The sequence below is a fragment of the Mycobacterium sp. IDUB_21 genome, from assembly GCF_055419425.1.
Genome location: NZ_JBVAXQ010000002.1, coordinates 431,550 through 449,248 on the forward strand (window position 1 = coordinate 431,550; position 17,699 = coordinate 449,248).

At 68.0% G+C, this 17,699-nt stretch carries 15 protein-coding genes and 1 pseudogene; 8 read left to right on the forward strand and 8 right to left on the reverse strand.

The window, feature by feature from the left end; genetic code table 11:
• Window position 1: 1 nt before the first annotated feature.
• A complete protein-coding gene (asnB, locus tag ACZYY4_RS04910) occupies window positions 2–1,948 on the reverse strand; it encodes an asparagine synthase (glutamine-hydrolyzing) (RefSeq protein WP_463808327.1) in 1,947 nt (648 codons plus the stop codon).
• 193 nt (window positions 1,949–2,141) lie between these two features.
• Here asnB and ctaC point away from each other — a divergent pair, with 193 nt between their 5' ends.
• The 4 genes from ctaC (at window position 2,142) to ACZYY4_RS04930 (ending at window position 5,316) form a co-directional block, all read left to right on the forward strand.
• The gene (gene ctaC, locus ACZYY4_RS04915) at window positions 2,142–3,203 is read left to right on the forward strand and encodes an aa3-type cytochrome oxidase subunit II (RefSeq protein WP_463808328.1); all 1,062 of its coding nucleotides are present in this window, start codon (window positions 2,142–2,144) and stop codon (window positions 3,201–3,203) included.
• 10 nt (window positions 3,204–3,213) lie between these two features.
• On the forward strand, window positions 3,214–3,633 hold the full coding sequence (locus ACZYY4_RS04920) for a cytochrome c oxidase subunit 4 (RefSeq protein WP_463808329.1): 420 nt from the start codon (window positions 3,214–3,216) through the stop codon (window positions 3,631–3,633).
• A 139-nt stretch (window positions 3,634–3,772) separates the two neighbouring features.
• A complete protein-coding gene (locus tag ACZYY4_RS04925; RefSeq protein WP_463808330.1) occupies window positions 3,773–4,678 on the forward strand; it encodes an MmpS family transport accessory protein in 906 nt (301 codons plus the stop codon).
• Window positions 4,678–5,316 (forward strand): DUF2561 family protein, encoded by a 639-nt coding sequence (locus ACZYY4_RS04930; RefSeq protein ID WP_463808331.1) that lies wholly within the window; start codon window positions 4,678–4,680, stop codon window positions 5,314–5,316. The genes ACZYY4_RS04925 and ACZYY4_RS04930 overlap by 1 nt, the downstream gene beginning before the upstream one ends.
• Before the next feature lie 8 nt (window positions 5,317–5,324).
• Here the strand turns inward: ACZYY4_RS04930 and ACZYY4_RS04935 are convergent, their stop codons facing one another.
• From ACZYY4_RS04935 to ctaE, 5 genes are all read right to left on the reverse strand, one after another.
• Complete coding sequence (locus ACZYY4_RS04935) at window positions 5,325–5,945, reverse strand: pyridoxine/pyridoxamine 5'-phosphate oxidase (protein WP_463808441.1); 621 nt, start codon at window positions 5,943–5,945, stop codon at window positions 5,325–5,327.
• A 67-nt stretch (window positions 5,946–6,012) separates the two neighbouring features.
• On the reverse strand, window positions 6,013–7,638 hold the full coding sequence (qcrB, locus tag ACZYY4_RS04940) for a cytochrome bc1 complex cytochrome b subunit (protein ID WP_463808333.1): 1,626 nt from the start codon (window positions 7,636–7,638) through the stop codon (window positions 6,013–6,015).
• On the reverse strand, window positions 7,635–8,804 hold the full coding sequence (gene qcrA / locus ACZYY4_RS04945) for a cytochrome bc1 complex Rieske iron-sulfur subunit (protein WP_463808335.1): 1,170 nt from the start codon (window positions 8,802–8,804) through the stop codon (window positions 7,635–7,637). The genes qcrB and qcrA overlap by 4 nt, the downstream gene beginning before the upstream one ends.
• Window positions 8,801–9,661 carry a cytochrome bc1 complex diheme cytochrome c subunit gene (gene qcrC, locus ACZYY4_RS04950; protein ID WP_463808442.1) on the reverse strand — a complete coding sequence of 287 codons (861 nt, stop codon included), beginning with the start codon at window positions 9,659–9,661 and terminating at the stop codon, window positions 8,801–8,803. Before qcrC ends, qcrA begins: the two co-directional genes overlap by 4 nt.
• 11 nt (window positions 9,662–9,672) lie before the next feature.
• Window positions 9,673–10,284 carry an aa3-type cytochrome oxidase subunit III gene (ctaE, locus tag ACZYY4_RS04955; protein ID WP_463808336.1) on the reverse strand — a complete coding sequence of 204 codons (612 nt, stop codon included), beginning with the start codon at window positions 10,282–10,284 and terminating at the stop codon, window positions 9,673–9,675.
• 168 nt (window positions 10,285–10,452) lie between these two features.
• Between ctaE and trpD the strand changes: the two genes are divergently transcribed.
• Window positions 10,453–11,505, forward strand: coding sequence for an anthranilate phosphoribosyltransferase (trpD, locus tag ACZYY4_RS04960; protein WP_463808445.1), 1,053 nt, complete (start codon window positions 10,453–10,455; stop codon window positions 11,503–11,505).
• Here the strand turns inward: trpD and ACZYY4_RS04965 are convergent.
• Window positions 11,443–13,311 (reverse strand): annotated as a pseudogene (locus tag ACZYY4_RS04965) (DEDD exonuclease domain-containing protein); the annotation flags it as partial. The gene trpD and the pseudogene ACZYY4_RS04965 overlap by 63 nt on opposite strands.
• A gap of 198 nt (window positions 13,312–13,509) precedes the next feature.
• Here ACZYY4_RS04965 and ACZYY4_RS04970 point away from each other — a divergent pair.
• The 3 genes from ACZYY4_RS04970 (at window position 13,510) to ACZYY4_RS04980 (ending at window position 15,938) form a co-directional block, all read left to right on the forward strand.
• Window positions 13,510–13,776, forward strand: a complete 267-nt coding sequence (locus tag ACZYY4_RS04970) for a hypothetical protein (protein ID WP_463808337.1) — start codon at window positions 13,510–13,512, stop codon at window positions 13,774–13,776.
• 175 nt (window positions 13,777–13,951) lie between these two features.
• Window positions 13,952–15,094: a peptidoglycan hydrolase RipC gene (ripC, locus tag ACZYY4_RS04975; protein ID WP_463808447.1), complete on the forward strand. Its 1,143-nt coding sequence runs from the start codon at window positions 13,952–13,954 to the stop codon at window positions 15,092–15,094.
• 94 nt (window positions 15,095–15,188) lie between these two features.
• The gene (locus ACZYY4_RS04980) at window positions 15,189–15,938 is read left to right on the forward strand and encodes a hypothetical protein (protein WP_463808449.1); all 750 of its coding nucleotides are present in this window, start codon (window positions 15,189–15,191) and stop codon (window positions 15,936–15,938) included.
• Here the strand turns inward: ACZYY4_RS04980 and ACZYY4_RS04985 are convergent.
• Window positions 15,919–17,652 carry an AMP-binding protein gene (locus ACZYY4_RS04985; RefSeq protein ID WP_463808338.1) on the reverse strand — a complete coding sequence of 578 codons (1,734 nt, stop codon included), beginning with the start codon at window positions 17,650–17,652 and terminating at the stop codon, window positions 15,919–15,921. The two genes, ACZYY4_RS04980 and ACZYY4_RS04985, sit on opposite strands and share 20 nt — an antisense overlap.
• Between the last annotated feature and the right edge of the window lie 47 nt (window positions 17,653–17,699).

Here is a 17,699-nt window from a genome sequence, read left to right on the forward strand (position 1 = left end):
GCTACAGCTGCACCGGATAGCTGGGCTCGCTGATCTGCGGTATCACCGAGCGCTCGACGAAGATCGCGTGCCACAGCATGAAGATCAGCATGGTCCACAGCCGCCGGCTGTGATCGGCCGTGCCGACTCGGTGTTCGTCGAGCATGGTGCGCACCGCGGCCACGTCGATCAGGTGACCCGCGCCGGTGGCCTCCAGCGTGGCGTACGCCCACTCCAACAGCTCACCGGCGCGCAGCCAGTGCCGCAACGGCACCGGGAAACCGAGCTTGGGCCGATGCAGCACGTGCGCGGGAATGATCGGCTCCAGCGCACGACGCAGTGCGTACTTGGTGGTTGTGCGGGTGATCTTGGCCGACACCGGCAGCCGGGAGGCCACCGCGAACACCTCGGGGTCCAGGAACGGCACCCGCAACTCCAGGGAGTTGGCCATCGTCATCTTGTCCGCCTTGACCAGGATGTCGCCCCGCAGCCAGGTGAACAGGTCGATGTGCTGCATCCGGGCCACCGGGTCCCAGCCGGCCGATTCGGCATACAGCGGCGCGGTGACGTCGGTGTGCGTCCACTCGGGGGAGAAGCCGGGCAACACCGCCCGCAGCTGCTCGTCGGAGAAGCTGCGCGCGTTGCCGTAGTAGCGCTCTTCCAGCGTCAGCGACCCGCGGTGCAGCAGGCTCTTGCCGCGCATCCCGTCGGGAAGCGGCTTGGACACCTTTCCCATCGACCGGCGGACCGGTGCCGGCAGGTAGTTGAACGGCCGCAGCGACAGCGGCTCGCGGTAGATCGTGTAGCCGCCGAACAACTCGTCGGCACCTTCCCCGGAGAGCACCACCTTGACGTGCTTGCGGGCTTCGGCGGCGATGAAGTACAGCGGGACCAGGGCCGGGTCGGCGACCGGGTCGTCGAGGTACCAGACGATCTCGGGCAGGGCTGCGACGAACTCGCCCGCGCTGACCACCTTGACCACATGCCGGGCGCCGATCGCCTCGGCGGACGCGGCGGCGACGTCGACCTCGGAGAAGCCCTCCCGCTCGAACCCGGTGGTGAAGGTGATCAGCTTGGGGTTGTGACGCATCGCCAGCGCGGCTATCGCGGTGGAGTCGATCCCCCCGGACAGGAACGCGCCGACGGTGACATCGGCCCGCATGTGCTTGGCCACCGAGTCCTCGAGCACCGCGGTGATCTCGTCGTAGCGAGCCTGTTCGGTGTCGCGGGTGATCGGGTTGGCGTCGAATCGCGGCTTGAAGTAGCGGGTGACCTCCGGGACCGGCCGGTCCGGGCGCAGCCGCGCCCAGCAGCCGGACTCCAGCCGCCGCACCCCGCGGTGCAGTGTTTCGGGCTCGGGCACGTACTGCAGCACCGTGTAGTGCTGCAGCGCCCGCATGTCGATGCCGGTCTCTCCGGTGTCGAATCCCACCAGGTCGGCCATGTCGAGCAGCGACTTCTTCTCGCTGCCCACCGCCGTACCGCCCGGCCCGGATGCCATGAACAGCGGCTTGATCCCGAACGGGTCGCGCGCGCAGAACAGCTCACCGCTCAGCGTGTCCCACAGCGCGAAGGCGAACATGCCGCGTAGGCGGGGCAGCACCTCGGCGCCCCAGTAGTGGTAGCCGGCGACGATCGCCTCCCCGTCGCCGTCGGTGTGGAAAACAGCGCCGTGGGTTGCGGTCAGTTCTTCGCGCAACTCGAGGTAGTTGTAGATCTCTCCGTTGAACACCAGCACGTAGCGGTCCGGCTGCTCGGCGGGCCCCCAGCGCAGCGGCTGATGCGAATACTCGATGTCGATGATCGACAGCCGGTTGAAACCGAGGGCGACGCCGTCGCCGGTCCAGGTGCCCAATTCGTCGGGTCCGCGATGACGCATCAGGTGCGCCGCCCGTTCGACCGTGGCGGCGATATCGGTGGGGTTGGCGGTGCCGGCCGGGGCACACACGAAGGCCAGCAGTCCGCACATCGGGTCCCAGTATGCCGCACCGGTATCGGCCTTGAAATGCAGAGGCCCTGCGCGGGGCCGATGGTTGACTTACCGGCGCCGCCCCAACCGGCAGGTCAGGCGAACGCCGGTGACCCGAGTGGTCTACGCTGCGTAGTATTCGACTGCTCCGCCGGGTCAGCCGGCCCGGTCTGTGACTCGAGGAGGCACCAACGTGACACGTCGCGGGCAGGGCGTTGTGCTTAGCCGTCTGCGTCGGCCGCTGGCGGGGGCCGGCGTGCTCGGGCTGCTGGCGGTGACGCTCACCGGATGCAGCTTTGACTGGACCGACGTGGTCGGTTTCGGCTGGCCCAAGGGCATCACCCCGGAGGCCGAGGCTAACTACAAGCTGTGGCTCGGCATGGTGATCGCCTCGGTGGCGATCGGCGCCATCGTCTGGGGAATGATCTTCTGGTCGACGTTCTTCCACCGCAAGAAGGCGACCGACACCGAGTTGCCACGCCAGTTCGGCTACAACATGCCCCTGGAACTCGGACTCACCGTCCTGCCGTTCCTGGCCATCGCGGTGATCTTCTACTTCACCGTTGTGGTGCAGGAGAAGATGCTGCACCACGACCCCGACCCCGAGGTGGTCGTCAATGTCACCGCGTTCCAGTGGAACTGGAAGTTCGGCTACCAGAAGGTCGACTTCCGCGACGGCCTCATCCGCGGCTACGACGGCGTGGACCAGGCCCGCAAGGACGCACTGGTCTCCAAGCCGGAAGGCGTCGACGAGCACGGTGAGGAAGTGGTCGGGCCGATCCGCGGGCTCAACACCGAAGACCGGAGCTACCTCAACTTCGACAAGATCGAGACGCTCGGCACCACCAACGAGGTGCCGGTGCTGGTGGTCCCCAGCGGCAAGCGCATCGAGTTCGTGTTGAACTCCGCCGATGTCATCCACTCCTTCTGGGTGCCGGAGTTCCTGTTCAAGCGTGACGTCATCGCCTGGCCCGAGCGCAACAACCAGGTGAACACCTTCCAGGTCTCCGAGATCACCAAGGAGGGGGCGTTCGTCGGCCACTGCGCCGAGATGTGCGGCACCTACCACGCGATGATGAACTTCGAGGTTCGGGTGGTCTCGCCCAACGACTTCAAGGCCTATCTGGAACAGCGCATCGCCGGCAAGACCAACGCCGAGGCGCTGGAGGCGATCAAACAAGATCCGCTGGCCATCACCACGCACCCATTCGACAGCCGCCGCGGTCTGCTAGCCCCGCAAGCCAGCAACAAGTAGGGACAACCTCATGCGCATCGAATCCAGGCTGTTCGAGTTCGTGGCCACCTTCTTCGTGGTGGTCGGGGTGGTCTACGCGGTGCTGACCGCACTGTTCGCCACTGGTGGCGTGGAGTGGGCCGGAACCACGGCGCTGATCTTGACCGGCATGATGGCCCTGATCGTGGCCACCTTCTTCCGGTTCGTGGCGCGCCGGCTGGACACCCGCCCGGAGGACTACGAGGCGGCCGAAGTCAGCGACGGCGCCGGGGAACTGGGCTTCTTCAGCCCGCACAGCTGGTGGCCGATCCTGATCGCGTTGTCCGGATCGGTGGCCGCCGTCGGGATCGGGTTGTGGCTCCCGTGGCTGATCGCCGCCGGAGTGGTGCTGGTGTTGGCGAGCGTGGCCGGACTGGTCTTCGAGTATTACATCGGCCCCGAGAAACACTGAGCCGGTCCGCGCGCGCCGCCGTGTCACCGGCGTTTGGGTAGGGTTGCCGGTGCACAATGACCAACGGCGGTTGATAGTGAGCGCAGTCGGTCATCGCGTCGCGCGTGTGGGTGTCGCGGTTGGAACAGGATAGGCGGGAATGAGCGGGCCGAATCCCCCGGAGGCGGGCTCTGGAGACGGAGACCCCGGCAACGGTCAGCCAGCCTCCGAACTTGCCCCGGAAATGGTCTCGGGCGCAGGCGGTGACCGGGACATCCCGGCGATCGACGACGTAGCGGCGGCCGCACCCGCCGGGACTCCGGACAACACGGCGTACTCCCAGGCGTATTCAGCTCCCGAGTCCGAGCAGTTCTTGACCGGTCCCTACCTGCCGGCGGACCCGCGGCTCTACGATTACGACACCTACGACACACCTGACGAGCCGGATCCGCACTCCAAGACGCCGCGCTGGCCCTGGGTGGTCGGGGTTACCGTCATCGTTGCCGCGATCTCCCTGGTGGTGTCGGTGGCACTGCTGTTCGCCCGCACCGAGACCCACGACCTGGCCACTCCCGACACGACGAGCACCACCGTGTCGCAGCCGCCGGTGCAGGACGAGATCACCAGAACCAGCAGTCCGACCACCACCGTGCCGCCACCGCCCCCGCCGCCGTCCAGCGAGGAGCCGCCGCCCCCGCCACCGTCCAGTGAGGAGCCGCCGCCGCCGCCGGTGGAGGCTCCGTCCCCCGAACCATCCACTACGACAACGGAGCCCACCACGACCACGCAAGCCAAGCCGATGCAGGTGACCTACTCGGTGACCGGCACCAAGGCACCGTTCGACCAGATCACAATCACCTACGTCGACGCCTCCGGGCAACGTCGGACGCAGCGCAACGCCTACATCCCGTGGTCGCTGACGCTGACGCCGATCTCCCAGTCGGAGGTCGGTTCGGTGGAGGCGTCCAGCATGCTGCGGCTGAGCAAGCTCAACTGCTCGATCACCAGCAGTGACGGTAGGGTGCTGTCCTCCAACAGCAACGACGCACCGGCGACGAGCTGCTGATGGTCGGCAGAAACATCGCAGACCGTTTCGTCCGCCCGGGGCACTCCCCGGAGGTCACCGACCGAGTGCTGCTCGGTGTCTGCGCCGCGATCTGGCTGGCGCTGTTGGGCATGGGCGTGGCGGCCATGGTCGCGCTGGTGGACCTCGGAAGGGGCTTTCACCAGCCCGAGCAGAGTTCACCCACCGGCCTGCTGTACATCGTCATCGGAGTCTCCGCGCTGGTCATCCTGGCGGCCATCCCGGTGCTGCTGCGTGCGCGCGCATCCGGCCCGCTGCAGCGACCTACCGACTTCGCGCCGCCGGCCACGGCCGGGCCGCGAGCGCAGCCAGGGGCGCCGCTGCCGCAGCGCGGCTTCGACGCCCCGGGCCGGCGGTCGACCGGCGTGCGCGCGGCGGTACCCAACCAGGCCCAAGTGGACCGCGTGCTGCTGCGTGGCGTCACGGTGCTGGCCAGTGCCTTCGGAGGCGCGCTGACCTTGGTCGCGGCAGCGACCTATCTGATGGCGATCGGCAAAGACACCGGTTCGTGGGTCTGCTACGGGTTGGCCGGGGCGATCACCCTGGCGATGCCGGTGATCCCGTGGCTGTACCTGCGCCGCCTAGGCGAGGTGCTGGAATTGCCGTCCCGGTTCGGCTGACATTGCTCTTACGGCCACAGCAGAGTCGTTGCCCAACCCGCCCCATCGCGTTCATAACGCAGCCTGCGGTGCCGGCGAGCCGGATCTGACTGCCAGAATTCGACCGCGTCGGCCCGCACCGCATACGAGACCCAGTCGACAGGGACCAGGGTGGGGGACTGGTCGAGCTCTAGTCGTGCCTTCGCCAAGGCCTCATCGACCTCAGCGGGATCGCAGTAGGGCTCACTTTGTCGCCCGCTCAGCGCCAGCATCCGGGCTCCCTCGGAACGGGCCCGGAAATCGTCGGCAGTCACCTGCGGTGGGTCGGCCTGTGCGATGCCCTCGACCCTGACCTGCCGGCCCAGCGTGGGCCAGTAGAACGTCAGCGCCACACCGGGATTGCGCGCCAGCTCGGCGCCCTTGCGGCTCACCGAACTGACCGCGAAATGCCAACCGGCGCGATCGAGGTCCTTGAGGATCAGCACCCGCGCCGACGGCCGCGGCTCAGCCGCTCCCGACACCGTCGACACCGTCATCGCATGCGGCTCCGCGACGCCACTGTCGACAGCATGTAGCAGCCACCGGGTGAACAGCTCGACCGGATCGTCGGGCGCCCGCGCCGGATCGAACTCCGGGGCGGAACCGGTCAGAACCGGCAGCCCGCGCAGCAGGCTGCGCAGACCACCCCACGGCTGTGGCCCGGTGGGGCCGGTGGGCCTAGTGCTGGCCGTTGCCGTTGCCGTCCTGGCGCTCGGCCAGCGCGGTCAGCGCGCGCCGTTCGCCGGCATGCGCAGCCTCGTTGAGCGCGGCGTCCTCGGATGGGGGGTCGGCGGTCAGGAAGCTGCCCCGGCCGGGGGCACCGGCCGAGCCGAGCTTGTTCATCTTCTTGGGCAGCGGGGCGCCGGCGTATTCCAGCGGAATCGGGTGGCCGTGCTCGTCGACCGGGCCCAGCGGTTGGTGCAACTCGATGTAGGCACCGTGCGGCAGCCGCTTGATGATGCCGGTTTCGACGCCGTGCTCGAGCACGTCACGGTCACTGCGCTGCAACCCGACGCACCACCGGTAGGTGGCGAAGAACATGATCGGCGGCAGTATCACCATCCCGATGCGGCCGATCCAGGTTGTCGCATTCAGCGAGATGTGGAACTTCCAGGCGATGACGTCGTTCATCGCGGCCAGGGTCAGCACCATGTAGAAGGAGATCGCCATGGCGCCGATCGCGGTGCGCACCGGAGCGTCCCGGGGCCGCTGCAGCAGGTTGTGGTGTGCGTAGTCCCCGGTGAACCGTTTCTCCAGGAAGGGATAGATCATCAGCAGGATGAAGACCCCGCCCATGATCAGCGCGACACCTACCGGGCCGGGCACGGTGTGGCCGAGGAAGTAGAACTCCCACGCCGGCCAGAGTCGGGCCAGGCCCTCGGTCCACATCATGTAGAAGTCCGGCTGGCTGCCCGCCGAGACCTGAGACGGTCGGTAGGGACCCAGGTTCCAGATCGCGTTGATCTGCAACAGGCCGCCCATCAGACCGAGAATGCCGGTGATCATCGCGAAGAACGCGCCGGACTTGATCGCGAAGACCGGCAGCACGCGGACGCCGACGACGTTGTGCTCGGTGCGACCGGGTCCGGGGAACTGGGTGTGCTTCTGGAACCACACCAACGCCATGTGCACGCCGATCAGCGCCAGGATGATGCCCGGGATCAACAGGATGTGCAGCGCGTACAGGCGCGGGATCAGGATGGTGCCCGGGAAGTCGCCGCCGAACAGCGCCCAGTGCAGCCAGGTGCCGATCACCGGCATGCCCAGCGTGATCGATGAGAGCGCCGCGCGCAGGCCGATACCGGACAGCAGGTCGTCGGGCAGTGAATAGCCGAAGTAGCCCTCGAACATAGCCAGGATCAACAGCAGTGAGCCGATCACCCAGTTGGCTTCGCGCGGCCGGCGGAACGCGCCGGTGAAGAAGATGCGCGCCAGGTGCACCATGATCGACGCCGCGAACATCAACGCCGCCCAGTGGTGCAGTTGGCGGACGAACAGGCCGCCGCGGATCTCGAAGGAGATGTTCAGCGCAGACTCGTAGGCCCGCGACATCTCCACTCCGTTGAGTGGCTGGTAGACGCCGTGGTAGATGACCTCGGCCATCGACGGGTCGAAGAACAGCGTCAGGTAGACGCCGGACAGCAGCAGGATGATGAAGCTGTACAACGCGATCTCACCGAGCAGGAACGACCAGTGCGTCGGGAAGACCTTGTTGAACTGGCGTCGCAGCGCGGCCGCCGGGTGGTAGCGGGTGTCTATGTCGTCTGCTTGGCGGGCGAGCAGGTCGCCGATTGCAGGGCTCATGAGGTGCGCTCCCAGAAGGCCGGTCCGACAGGTTCGACGAAGTCGCCGTTGGCGACCAGATGCCCATTGGCGTCAAGGGTGATCGGCAGTTGCGCCAGTGCGCGCGCCGCCGGGCCGAAGACCGGTTTGGCGAAGTGCAGCGCGTCGAACTGCGACTGGTGACACGGGCACAGAATCCGGTAGGTCTGCTGCTCGAACAGCGAAGACGGACAACCCAGGTGCGAGCAGATCTTCGTGTAGGCGAAGAAGTCGCCGAAGTTGAAGCTCTCCTGGCCCGCACGCTTGACCACCTTGGGCATGTCGTCCGGCCGGATGCGGATCAGCATGACCGGGTTGCGGACGCCCATCATGATCTCGGTGAGCTTCTCGTGCGACTCCTCGGTGGTGCCGTCGCCGTCGGACTCCCGCCACGGGAAGACGGTTTCCATCCCCCCGGCGTCCAAATCCTCGGGGCGCATCTTGACGAATGCACTGGTGCTCTGGCCGGTCGACCGGGCCAGGTAGATGGTTTCGCCGTGGTAGCGCGGGGTCCATCCCGAGGTCCACAGCACGGCCTTGCGGCCTTCGGCGGTCTCGACGACCGGCTTCCACGGGTTGTTGATGAGTCCGCCCAGGCCGGCGACTACGGTGCCGAGTCCGAATGCGCCGAACCCGATGCCCAGCGACGCGCCGAGCAGCTTGCGCCGCCCGATCGTCGAGCCTTCGAAGGCATCGGTCAGTTGGGCCGCCACCGTTTTACGGTCCAGTTCAGGGGAGTTGCCGTCGTGGCGGTCCTGAATGGTGATCTCTTCGGGGATGAACTTCTTGACGAACATCACCGCGCCGATACCGATCAGGAGAACCGAGAGCCCGAAGGTCAGCCCATACAGCGGGGTCGCCAACGAGTACGCCAGTCCGTCCGGGGAGTCCACCGGCGCGTATTCCCACGGCCAGAACAGGAAGATCAGCAGCAGCGCGAGCCCGAAGCCGCCGGCGGCCAGAAACCACCCGGCGACACCGCGTTCCGCCCGCTTCTCGGCCCGGGTGCCCTCGACCGGCCAGCGCGGCTCCTTGTAGATCGTCTCCACGCCGTCGATGCGGCCGCCGAGCGCCAGCAGCTCGTCGTTGTCCATCTCCGCCAGCTGCGCGTCGCCGGGAACGCCTGTGTCCTTGCCGACATCGGTCATGAGCGTGCCCCGATCCACAATGCCGCGCCGATGGCTGCGACCATCCCGATAATCCACATCACCATGCCCTCCGGAGCCGGGCCGAAGCCGCCGAGCCCGTAGCCGCCCGGATTACGTTCCTCGGTAACGGTTCTGACGTAGGCGATGATGTCCTTCTTCTCCTCCATGGAGATCTGCCGGTCGGAGAAACGCGGCATGTTCTGTGGGCCGGACAGCATCGCGGTCAGGATCTGCTGCTCGTTGGCCGGCGCCAGGTCGGGGGCGTACTTACCCGAGGACAGCGCGCCGCCCCGGCCGGTGAAGTTGTGGCAGGAAGCGCAGTTGAGCCGGAAGAGGTCACCGCCGCGTCCCAGGTCTTCGCCGCGCAGGGAGGCTTGAGCGATGCTGCCGTCGGCGTTGCGCACCACCGACGGGCCGCCGCCGTTGGCCTGCACGTAGGCGCCCAGGGCATCGATCTGCTTGTCGTCGAAGAGCGGGTACTTGCGGGGTGCCTGGGCCTCACCGCGTGCTGCGGGCATCCGCCCGGTGGAGACCTGGAAGTAGACGGCGGCTTCGCCGACGCCGATCAGACTCGGTCCGCGGCCGGGCTCACCCTGCAGGTTGGCGCCGTGGCAGCTCACGCAGGAGGTGTCGAACAGTTGCTTGCCCGTGCGCAGCAGCGCCGAGGCGGACTCGTCGGCGACCGCCACCTGTGGGGTCGGGGTCAGCAGCGCGGCCAGCCCGCCGGCCATGGCCAATGCCACCAGGAGCAACAGGCCGCCGGACAACCGACGGCGGAGCCGACGCCGGGCGACGGATTCGTGGTGGCGAGGTCGGGCCCACTTCTTCGGTGTCTTCAACCGGACACTCCTGTTCATCGGGCGGTGGCTCATCGGATGAAGTAGATCGTGGCGAACAGTGCGACCCACACGATGTCGACGAAGTGCCAGTAGTAGGACACGACGATCGATGCGGTGGCCTGGGCCGGGGTGAACTTGCTCATCGTGGTGCGCATCATCAAGAAGATGAATGCGACCAACCCGCCGATGACGTGCAGACCGTGGAATCCGGTGCACAGGTAGAAAACACTGCCGTAGGCGCTCGACGGGATGGTGGTGCCGTGGGTGACCAGGTGGTAGTACTCGTAGGCCTGCCCGAGCACGAAGAACAGGCCCATCAGGAAGGTCACCGTGTACCACCGGCGCAGCCCGAACACGTCGCCGCGCTCGGCGGCGAACACGCCCATCTGGCAGGTGAACGACGATGCGATCAGTACCAGCGTCACCGGGACGGCCTGCCAGAGGTTCAGCTCGGTGGGTGGTGGCGGCCAGGCGCCGCCGGACTGCGCGCGTGCCGTGAAATACATCGCGAACAGGCCGGCAAAGAACATCAACTCACTGGAAAGCCACACGATGGTGCCGACGCTGACCATGTTGGGACGGTTCAGCGAATGCACACGCGACGTAATGGCAGTACCCGAGGACCCCACAGCGCTCGTCACATCCGCAAGTATGACGCTATGTAGTTGTAGAACTCCACCCGGGGCGGGCAATTCGTTTGAACTGGTGTTGGCTCTGCTGTCACCGGCCCGTTCCCGGGCGGCTGTTGTGGCGCAAGGGCCGCATGCGACGATCGGCGCGTGGTCGACCCGGGTGGTGAGGCGCAGCCGATGGCGCAGATAGCACACTGGCGGCAGGTGCTGGGCGGCCTGACGTCCGGCACGGATCTGCCCCGGGGCGAGGCGGCCTGGGCGATGGAGCAGATCATGGCCGGCACCGCCACCTCTGCCCAGATCGCGGCCTTCGGTGTGGCGATGCAGATGAAGGGGCCGACGGCGGCCGAGGTCGGGGAGCTGGCCGACGTCATGTTGGCCTACGGCCGCAAGGTTCCCACCGAGGAGATCGGCACCGACACCGTCGACGTGGTGGGCACCGGTGGCGATGGCGCTAACACCGTGAACCTCTCCACGATGGCGGCGATCGTGGTGGCGGCCGCCGGCGTGCCGGTGGTCAAACACGGCAACCGATCGGCGGGCTCGCTGTCCGGCGGCGCCGACACCCTGGAGGCGCTGGGGGTGCGCATCGATCTGGGACCTGACGCCGTCGCGCGCAGCGTCGCCGAGGTCGGCATCGGATTCTGCTTCGCGCCCCAGTTCCAGCCGTCGTACCGCAATGCCTCGGTGGCGCGGCGCGAGATCGGCGTGCCCACCGTGTTCAATCTGCTGGGACCGCTGACCAACCCGGCCAGACCGCGGGCCGGACTGATCGGCTGCGCGTTCGGGGACCTGGCCGAGGTGATGGCCGGGGTGTTCGCCGCGCGGCGGTCCAGCGTGCTGGTGGTGCACGGTGACGACGGTCTCGACGAGCTGACCACGACCACGACCAGCACCATCTGGCGGGTACAGGCCGGCACGGTGGAGCGGCTGACGTTCGACCCGGCGGGGTTCGGGTTCGCCCGGGCCGAGGTGCACGAGCTGCTCGGCGGTGACGCGCAGGCCAACGCCGAGGAGGCCCGGTCGGTACTGGCCGGAACCCCGGGACCGGTGCGCGACGCCGTGGTGCTCAACGCCGCCGGGGCGATCGTCGCCCATGCCGGGCTATCCAGCAGCGCCGAATGGCTGCCGGCCTGGGAGGACGGGCTGCAGCGCGCTGTCGCGGCGATCGACAGCGGCGCGGCCGAACAGTTGCTCGCCCGTTGGGTCCGCTTCGGCGCCCAGCTCTGAAGCCAGCCGCGCCGAGCGCGCCAGGGCCGCCCACGGGGTCCACGGCCCGGCCGAGCCCAGCGGCTCCGCCCATCCGTCGGCCCACCCGTCGACTTCGGTTGCGCCCGCACCGGGCGCGACGCGCACAATGCGCACCCCGGGAGTCGCCAGCCACCGGGCGATGAGCCCGGTCTCCTCGACCAGGGCGCCGGCCAGCGGTGCCGGCTCGGGAATCACCGCCTGGGCCCCCAGGGTGATCGCGTCGATGACGGGCATCGGGGGCACGCCGGGCGCGGCGCAGCCGGCGGCGGCCAGCCGGCCGTGGCGGATCACCGCGAGCTGCCAGCCGCCTTGAGCATTTGGGCCGTTTGGCGCGGCGGCCACCAACTCCGGCAGTGCGACCAGCGCGCGTGCGCGTTGGCTTCGCCACAGCATGTCAATAGCGGCGGCCGCACGGTCGCGCAGGCGTGCGGCGCTTTCGTAGTGGCCGCGGGCGGCCAGTGCGGTCACCTGATGCACCGCCGCGCGCAGCGCGGTGTTGTCGGTACCGTCGATCAGCGCGGCGGCCCGCGCTACGTTCTCGGCGTACTGCGCGGCGGTGATGTCGGACGCGGCGGGGCAGGGACTGACCTCGGCTGGTGGGCAGGCGTGTCGGCGGGTGCGGCTCAACCGCGTTGTGCAGGTGCGGATTCCGGTGAACCGTGCCATCAGTGCGGCGGTGGCAGCGGCGTCGGCGCGGGAACGGAACGGGCCGATCACGGAAGCGTGGCGGGGTTCACGTACCACCGTCAGGCGGGGGAAAGCTTCCTGCGACAGCGTGATCCACCACCACCGCCGGGGGAATTTCGACCGGCGGTTGTACGGCGGAGCGTGCGCGGCCAGCAATCGCAGTTCGCGCACCCCCGCCTCCAGCGGGTGTGCGCATTCGACGTGATCGATCCGGGTCGCCAGGGCCACCATCTCGGCGATGCGACGCCGGCGATCGGATCCGTTGAAGTACGCACCGGCCCGGCGGCGCAAGTCGGTGGCGGTGCCGATGTAGAGCACTTCATCGGACGGACCGCGGAACAGGTAAACGCCCGGCCGGTGCGGAAGCCCGTCGGCGAGGCCGCGTTTGCGGCGCTGGGCCGGCGTCGCGTGCGATAGGTAGGCGCGTAGGTCGGCGAAGGTGTGCACCCGCTGGTTACCGACTCGCTCGATCAATGCGTGCAGGACGTCGACGGTGGCGCGGGCGTCGTCGAGCGCTCGGTGGGTGGGTGTGGTGCTGACCGCGAACAGTCGGGACAACTCGGCCAGCCGCACACTGGGCGCCTCCTCACGGCTGAGCACCCGCCGGGCCAGCCGGACCGTGCACAGCACCGGCGGCCGCGGCCAGTCCGTCCCACAGCGAAGTGCGGCCGCGGTCAGGAAGCCGACGTCGAATCCGGCGTTGTGGGCGACCAGCACGGTGTCATTGCCGCCGGTGCCGGCTGAGCCGAATCCCGCGAACTCCAGAAACATCGGGAGTACGGCCTCGACGGTGGGCGCCTCATGCACCATCGCGGTGGTGATTCCGGTAAGGCGGACGATCTGGGGCGGAATGCCGCGCTGTGGGTTGACCAGGGTGGCGAACTCACCCTCGACCACCCCTCCTCGCACCTTGACCGCACCGATCTCGGTGATGGCGTCCGCGGCACCGTCCGCGCCGGGGGACGCGCGGGCCCCGGTGGTCTCCAAGTCCACCACCACGAAGGTGGTCTCCCGCAGATCCTTGGTGGCCGGTGAGGCTCTGAGCTGGTCCTGGAGTTGAACAAAGCTCAGCTGCCCTGCGTCGGCGCGGGTGCTCATGCCCGAACCGTAGGCGGGCGCACCGACATCGGCGGTTCAGCGAGGCTCGACGAAGGAGAGGCGAAGCTGGGACCGCCGCATCAATCCGGCGGTTCAGCGAGGCTCGACGAAGGAGAGGCGAAGCTGGGACCGCCGCATCTAGCCAGTGTTGTCGGTGGCCGCGGTTAGCGTGCGGGCAACCGATCGAGAGGAATCGCCATGGGACAGATCTCAGGCCACTCGGACCACAGCGACGTGCACCCTGCCGATCCGGAGTCGGTGGTGATCGACTGCGACAGCTGCGCGGTGCGCGGCCTTGCCTGCCGGGACTGTGTGGTCAGCGTGCTGCTGGGCGTGCCGGACGAGCTACTCGAAGACGAACGGGCGGCTCTGGAGGTGCTCGCCGACGCCGGGATGGCGCCGCGACTGCGCCTGGTCCCGATCCGCGGCGGACGCGGGCCGACGCGCCGATTCGGGGCGGCCTGATCCGCGGCGCGTCTCCTTAGAGTTCCCACAAGACCAGAGTGTTAAAGTTGCAGCTCGCGATGGACAATGCCGTTGCCATTTCGTAATCTGTTCGAGACCTTACGTACTTTCGGCGGCGGCACGGCCACGTACCTCCCTTGGCAGTGTTAAGGATGCAATCTTGAAGCTCGAACGTATGCGGTGGAATCTGCGTGCTTTTAGGCGTCCTGCTCTCGGTCTCGCAGCTTGCCTGGTGGCCGGTGTCACGGCTCTGACCGGCACATTGGTCGGCAGCGTGCATGCCGACCCGGCCGACGACGCGTTGGCGAAGCTCAGCGAGCTGTCGCGGCAGGCCGAGCAGACCACCGAAGCCATGCACACCGCGCAGCTCAACCTCAGCGAGAAGCTCGCCGCCCAGCAGGCCGCCGACCAGACCCACGCCCAGGATCAGGCCGCGTTCGACGCCGCACAGGAGCAGTTGTCCACCTACCGGACGGCGGTCAACCGGTTCGCCGCCACCACCTACATGGGTGGCCGGGTCGGGGGTCTGGACGCCATCCTGACCGCCGAATCGCCGCAGCAGCTGATCGACAAGCTTGCCGTGCAGCGGGTGGTGGCCAGTGACCTGTCGGTGCAGTTGGAGCGCTACCGCGGCGCCAGCGAACAGGCCGACCAGGCCGAACAGACGTCCGCCAAGTCGGCCGAGGACGCCCGGACAGCGGCCGAGCAGGCCGCCGCGGTGCGTGCCGAACTGCAGGCCCGTCAAAGCCGCCTGCAGCTGCAGATCTCGGTGGTCAAATCCCAGTACTACGCGCTCACACCCCAGCAGCGCACAGCGATGGCCACACCCGGGCCGGCCCCGGAAGCCGTACCGGGGGAGCCCGCTCCCGAGGGGCAGCCGCCGGCCCCCGGATTCCAGTTCCCCGGATTCCCGGCTCCCGGATCCGACGCATCGCCCCCGATGGAGATGGGCGTGCCCGGTGGCGGAGGTGGCGGTGCCGCGAGCGCCGTCCAGGCCGCATTGACCCAGGTCGGCACACCCTATGTCTGGGGTGGGGCGGCGCCGGGAGGGTTCGACTGTTCGGGGCTGGTGATGTGGGCGTTCAACCAGGCCGGCATCTCGCTGCCGCACTCCAGCCAGGCGCAGGCCAACGGCGGGCAGGCAGTGTCGCTCTCGGAGCTACAGCCCGGCGACGTGCTGACCTTCTACTCGGATGCCTCCCACTCCGGGATCTATGTCGGCGACGGCATGATGATCCATTCGTCCACCTACGGTCAGCCGGTCCGGGTGGTGCCGATGACCTCATCCGGTCCGATCCACAACGCCCGCCGTTACTGAGCGCCGCCGAATCGGCATCCGCCGACTGCTGGCCGTATTGCTGACAGCCGAGCTGATCGCCGCCGCGGCGTTGCTGACCGTGGCGGCTAGCCCGATGACCGACCCGGCGTTGATCGTGGGCGATCACCGCAGGGTCGTGTTGGAGAATCGCGGCGGCCCGGCCGGCGATGCACTACTGGCCCGGATCGAGGCCAATATCGGTGATGCCGTCGAGGCGGTCGAGACGTTCTGGGGAACCGACTGGCCGCACCGCATCGAGGTGACGGCCACCGGCTCGGATAGGCAGTTCGCCGCGCTGGCCGGTGGCGACGGCGCCGATGTTGCGCAGTGGTCCGACGTCGCCGCGGTCGCGGTGGCCGACGGGGTCGATCCGGACCGCCGACTGGCGGACGGCCAGCGGATCGTTTTCGCTCCCCGCGCCGACGCGATGAGCACACCGGCGCTGCGAATCGTGTTGACCCACGAACTTTTCCACTACGCAGCCCGAGCGGACACTGCCGTCGATGCGCCGCGCTGGCTTACCGAGGGAGTCGCCGACTTTGTGGCCCGGCCCGCCCCCGATCCGGCCGCCGCGCCGGTGGCCCCGGTGGCGTTGCCCTCGGACGCCGACTTGGACGCCCCGGGGCCGCGGCGAGCGCAGGCCTACGACCGGGCGTGGGAGTTCGCTCGTTTCGTCGCCGATCGTTTCGGGACGGCCAAGCTGCGCGAGCTCTACCTGTCGGCGTGTGGCCCCGGACATGTCGAGCCGGCCGTCGCGGTGCCCTTGGTGCTCGGCGTGGAGCTACCCGGCCTGCTCGCCGAGTCGCCGCAGCGGCAGGGCAGCGTCAGGCATCCAATCGGGTGAACTGATCCTTGCCGTACTGCGCGACGCAGGCCGCGCGCCGGACCTTGCCGCTGGTCGTGGTGGGGATCTCGCCGGGCGCCACCAGTACGAGATCTGCGACGTTCAAACCGTGTTCCGTGGAAATCGCGGAGGTGACATCGCTCTTGATGCGGTCGAGCTGGTCCGTCGCCTCCTGACCGGAATCGCCGCGCAGCTTGATCTCGATGACGGTGACCAGCTGCTCGGTGTCGCTGAGCCGAACAGCTATCGCCGCGGTCCGGCCCGCGGTGATCTGTTGGACCGTCGCCTCGATGTCCTCGGGATAGTGGTTACGCCCGCGGATGATCAGCAGATCCTTGATGCGGCCGACGACGAACAGGCCGCCCTCGTAGAGGAACCCCTGGTCGCCGGTTCTCAGCCAGGGGCCGGCCGGCGTTCCCGCCGACGGGTCGGCGAGCGCGACACCGAAGCAGCTCTGCTCCTCCGGCGGTTTGCGCCAGTAGCCGTCGGCGACATTGGCGCCATGTACCCAGATCTCGCCGACCAGGCCCTGCGGGCACTCGCGGTGGGTGTCGGAGTTGACGATCCGCACCGTGGGTGATTGGGGTATCTCGTATTTGACCAGCGCCGTGCCGTTGGGTCCCGTGCACCGCTGAGCCCGGCCCGCGCCCAGCTCGTCGACATCGAAGCGAACCGTCGGCGAGGATTCGCTCCAGGTGCCCGTCGCGACGAACACGGTTGCCTCTGCCAGACCGTATGACGGACGTACCATGCGATCCCGAAAATTGAAGTGCGCGAACCGATCGACGAATCGCTGCAAGGTGGCCGACTCCACACGTTCGGCGCCGTTGATGATGCCCAGCACCTCGCCGAGGTCGAGCCCGGCAAGGTCACTGTCGGTCGTCTTGCGGGCGGCCAGGTCGAAGGCGAAGTTGGGCGCCGCGGACCATGCATGGGAATTCTCGGCCAGCGACCGTATCCATCTGGCCGGCCGCTCCAAGAAGGAAATCGGACTCGTCAGCTCGCCGCGCCAGCCGTTCAAGATCGGTGCGCAGATTCCCAGCACCAAGCCCATGTCATGGTAGAAGGGCAACCACGACACAACCGTGGTATCCGGTGGAGCCTTGGCGTCCGCGAAAAAGCCCCGCATCAGCTGCTCGAAATTCGCCTGCAGGTTGCCGTGCGAAATCATCGCCCCGGTGGGCTGCCGGGTCGAACCCGAGCTGTACTGCAAGTATGCGATGCTCGGCAAATCGGTTGTCCGGAAGCCGATATCACCCTCGACGTCGAGGTGCATCGCGTCGATTTCGACAATCTTCGGCAGGATGTCCAGCTGTGCTGCATCGACATGCTCGGCGACATCTTGCGCGACTGCAGACGTCGTCAAGATAACCGAGGGCGACGTATCGGCAAGGACGGCGCTCACCCGTTCATGACTCGATCCGCGGTGCGGCAAGGGCAGCGGAACGGCGATCAGCCCGGCCTGCATGGATCCCAAGAACGCCGCAATGTAGTCCAGGGATTGCGGCGCCAGGATCACCGCCCTGTCGCCAACCGATCCGTGAAAGCTCAACTCGCGTGCCACGTTGAACGTCCGGCGGGACAGTTGCGACCACGTCAGACTCTCGCGGACACCCTCCCAGGCCTGGTCGTAGTTCGTAAACGTGAACGCGACGTCATGTGGTCGCAAGCTGGCGCGCCCGTGCAGCATCGACAGAACAGAGGACTGAGGCATAGGCGTCACATTACGTCCGGACTAACTCATGGAATCGGTAGGCCTGG

Excerpts from the sequence above, each read along its gene's own strand:
- asnB (WP_463808327.1), bottom strand. The coding sequence starts at position 1,948 with ATGTGCGGACTGCTGGCCTTCGTGTGTGCCCCGGCCGGCACCGCCAAC.
- ACZYY4_RS04980 (WP_463808449.1), top strand. The coding sequence starts at position 15,189 with ATGACCGACCCGGCGTTGATCGTGGGCGATCACCGCAGGGTCGTGTTG.
- ripC (WP_463808447.1), top strand. The coding sequence starts at position 13,952 with ATGCGGTGGAATCTGCGTGCTTTTAGGCGTCCTGCTCTCGGTCTCGCA.
- ACZYY4_RS04970 (WP_463808337.1), top strand. The coding sequence starts at position 13,510 with ATGGGACAGATCTCAGGCCACTCGGACCACAGCGACGTGCACCCTGCC.
- ACZYY4_RS04925 (WP_463808330.1), top strand. The coding sequence starts at position 3,773 with ATGAGCGGGCCGAATCCCCCGGAGGCGGGCTCTGGAGACGGAGACCCC.
- ACZYY4_RS04930 (WP_463808331.1), top strand. The coding sequence starts at position 4,678 with ATGGTCGGCAGAAACATCGCAGACCGTTTCGTCCGCCCGGGGCACTCC.
- qcrC (WP_463808442.1), bottom strand. The coding sequence starts at position 9,661 with ATGAACAGGAGTGTCCGGTTGAAGACACCGAAGAAGTGGGCCCGACCT.
- qcrA (WP_463808335.1), bottom strand. The coding sequence starts at position 8,804 with ATGACCGATGTCGGCAAGGACACAGGCGTTCCCGGCGACGCGCAGCTG.
- trpD (WP_463808445.1), top strand. The coding sequence starts at position 10,453 with ATGGCGCAGATAGCACACTGGCGGCAGGTGCTGGGCGGCCTGACGTCC.
- qcrB (WP_463808333.1), bottom strand. The coding sequence starts at position 7,638 with ATGAGCCCTGCAATCGGCGACCTGCTCGCCCGCCAAGCAGACGACATA.
- ACZYY4_RS04985 (WP_463808338.1), bottom strand. The coding sequence starts at position 17,652 with ATGCCTCAGTCCTCTGTTCTGTCGATGCTGCACGGGCGCGCCAGCTTG.
- ACZYY4_RS04920 (WP_463808329.1), top strand. The coding sequence starts at position 3,214 with ATGCGCATCGAATCCAGGCTGTTCGAGTTCGTGGCCACCTTCTTCGTG.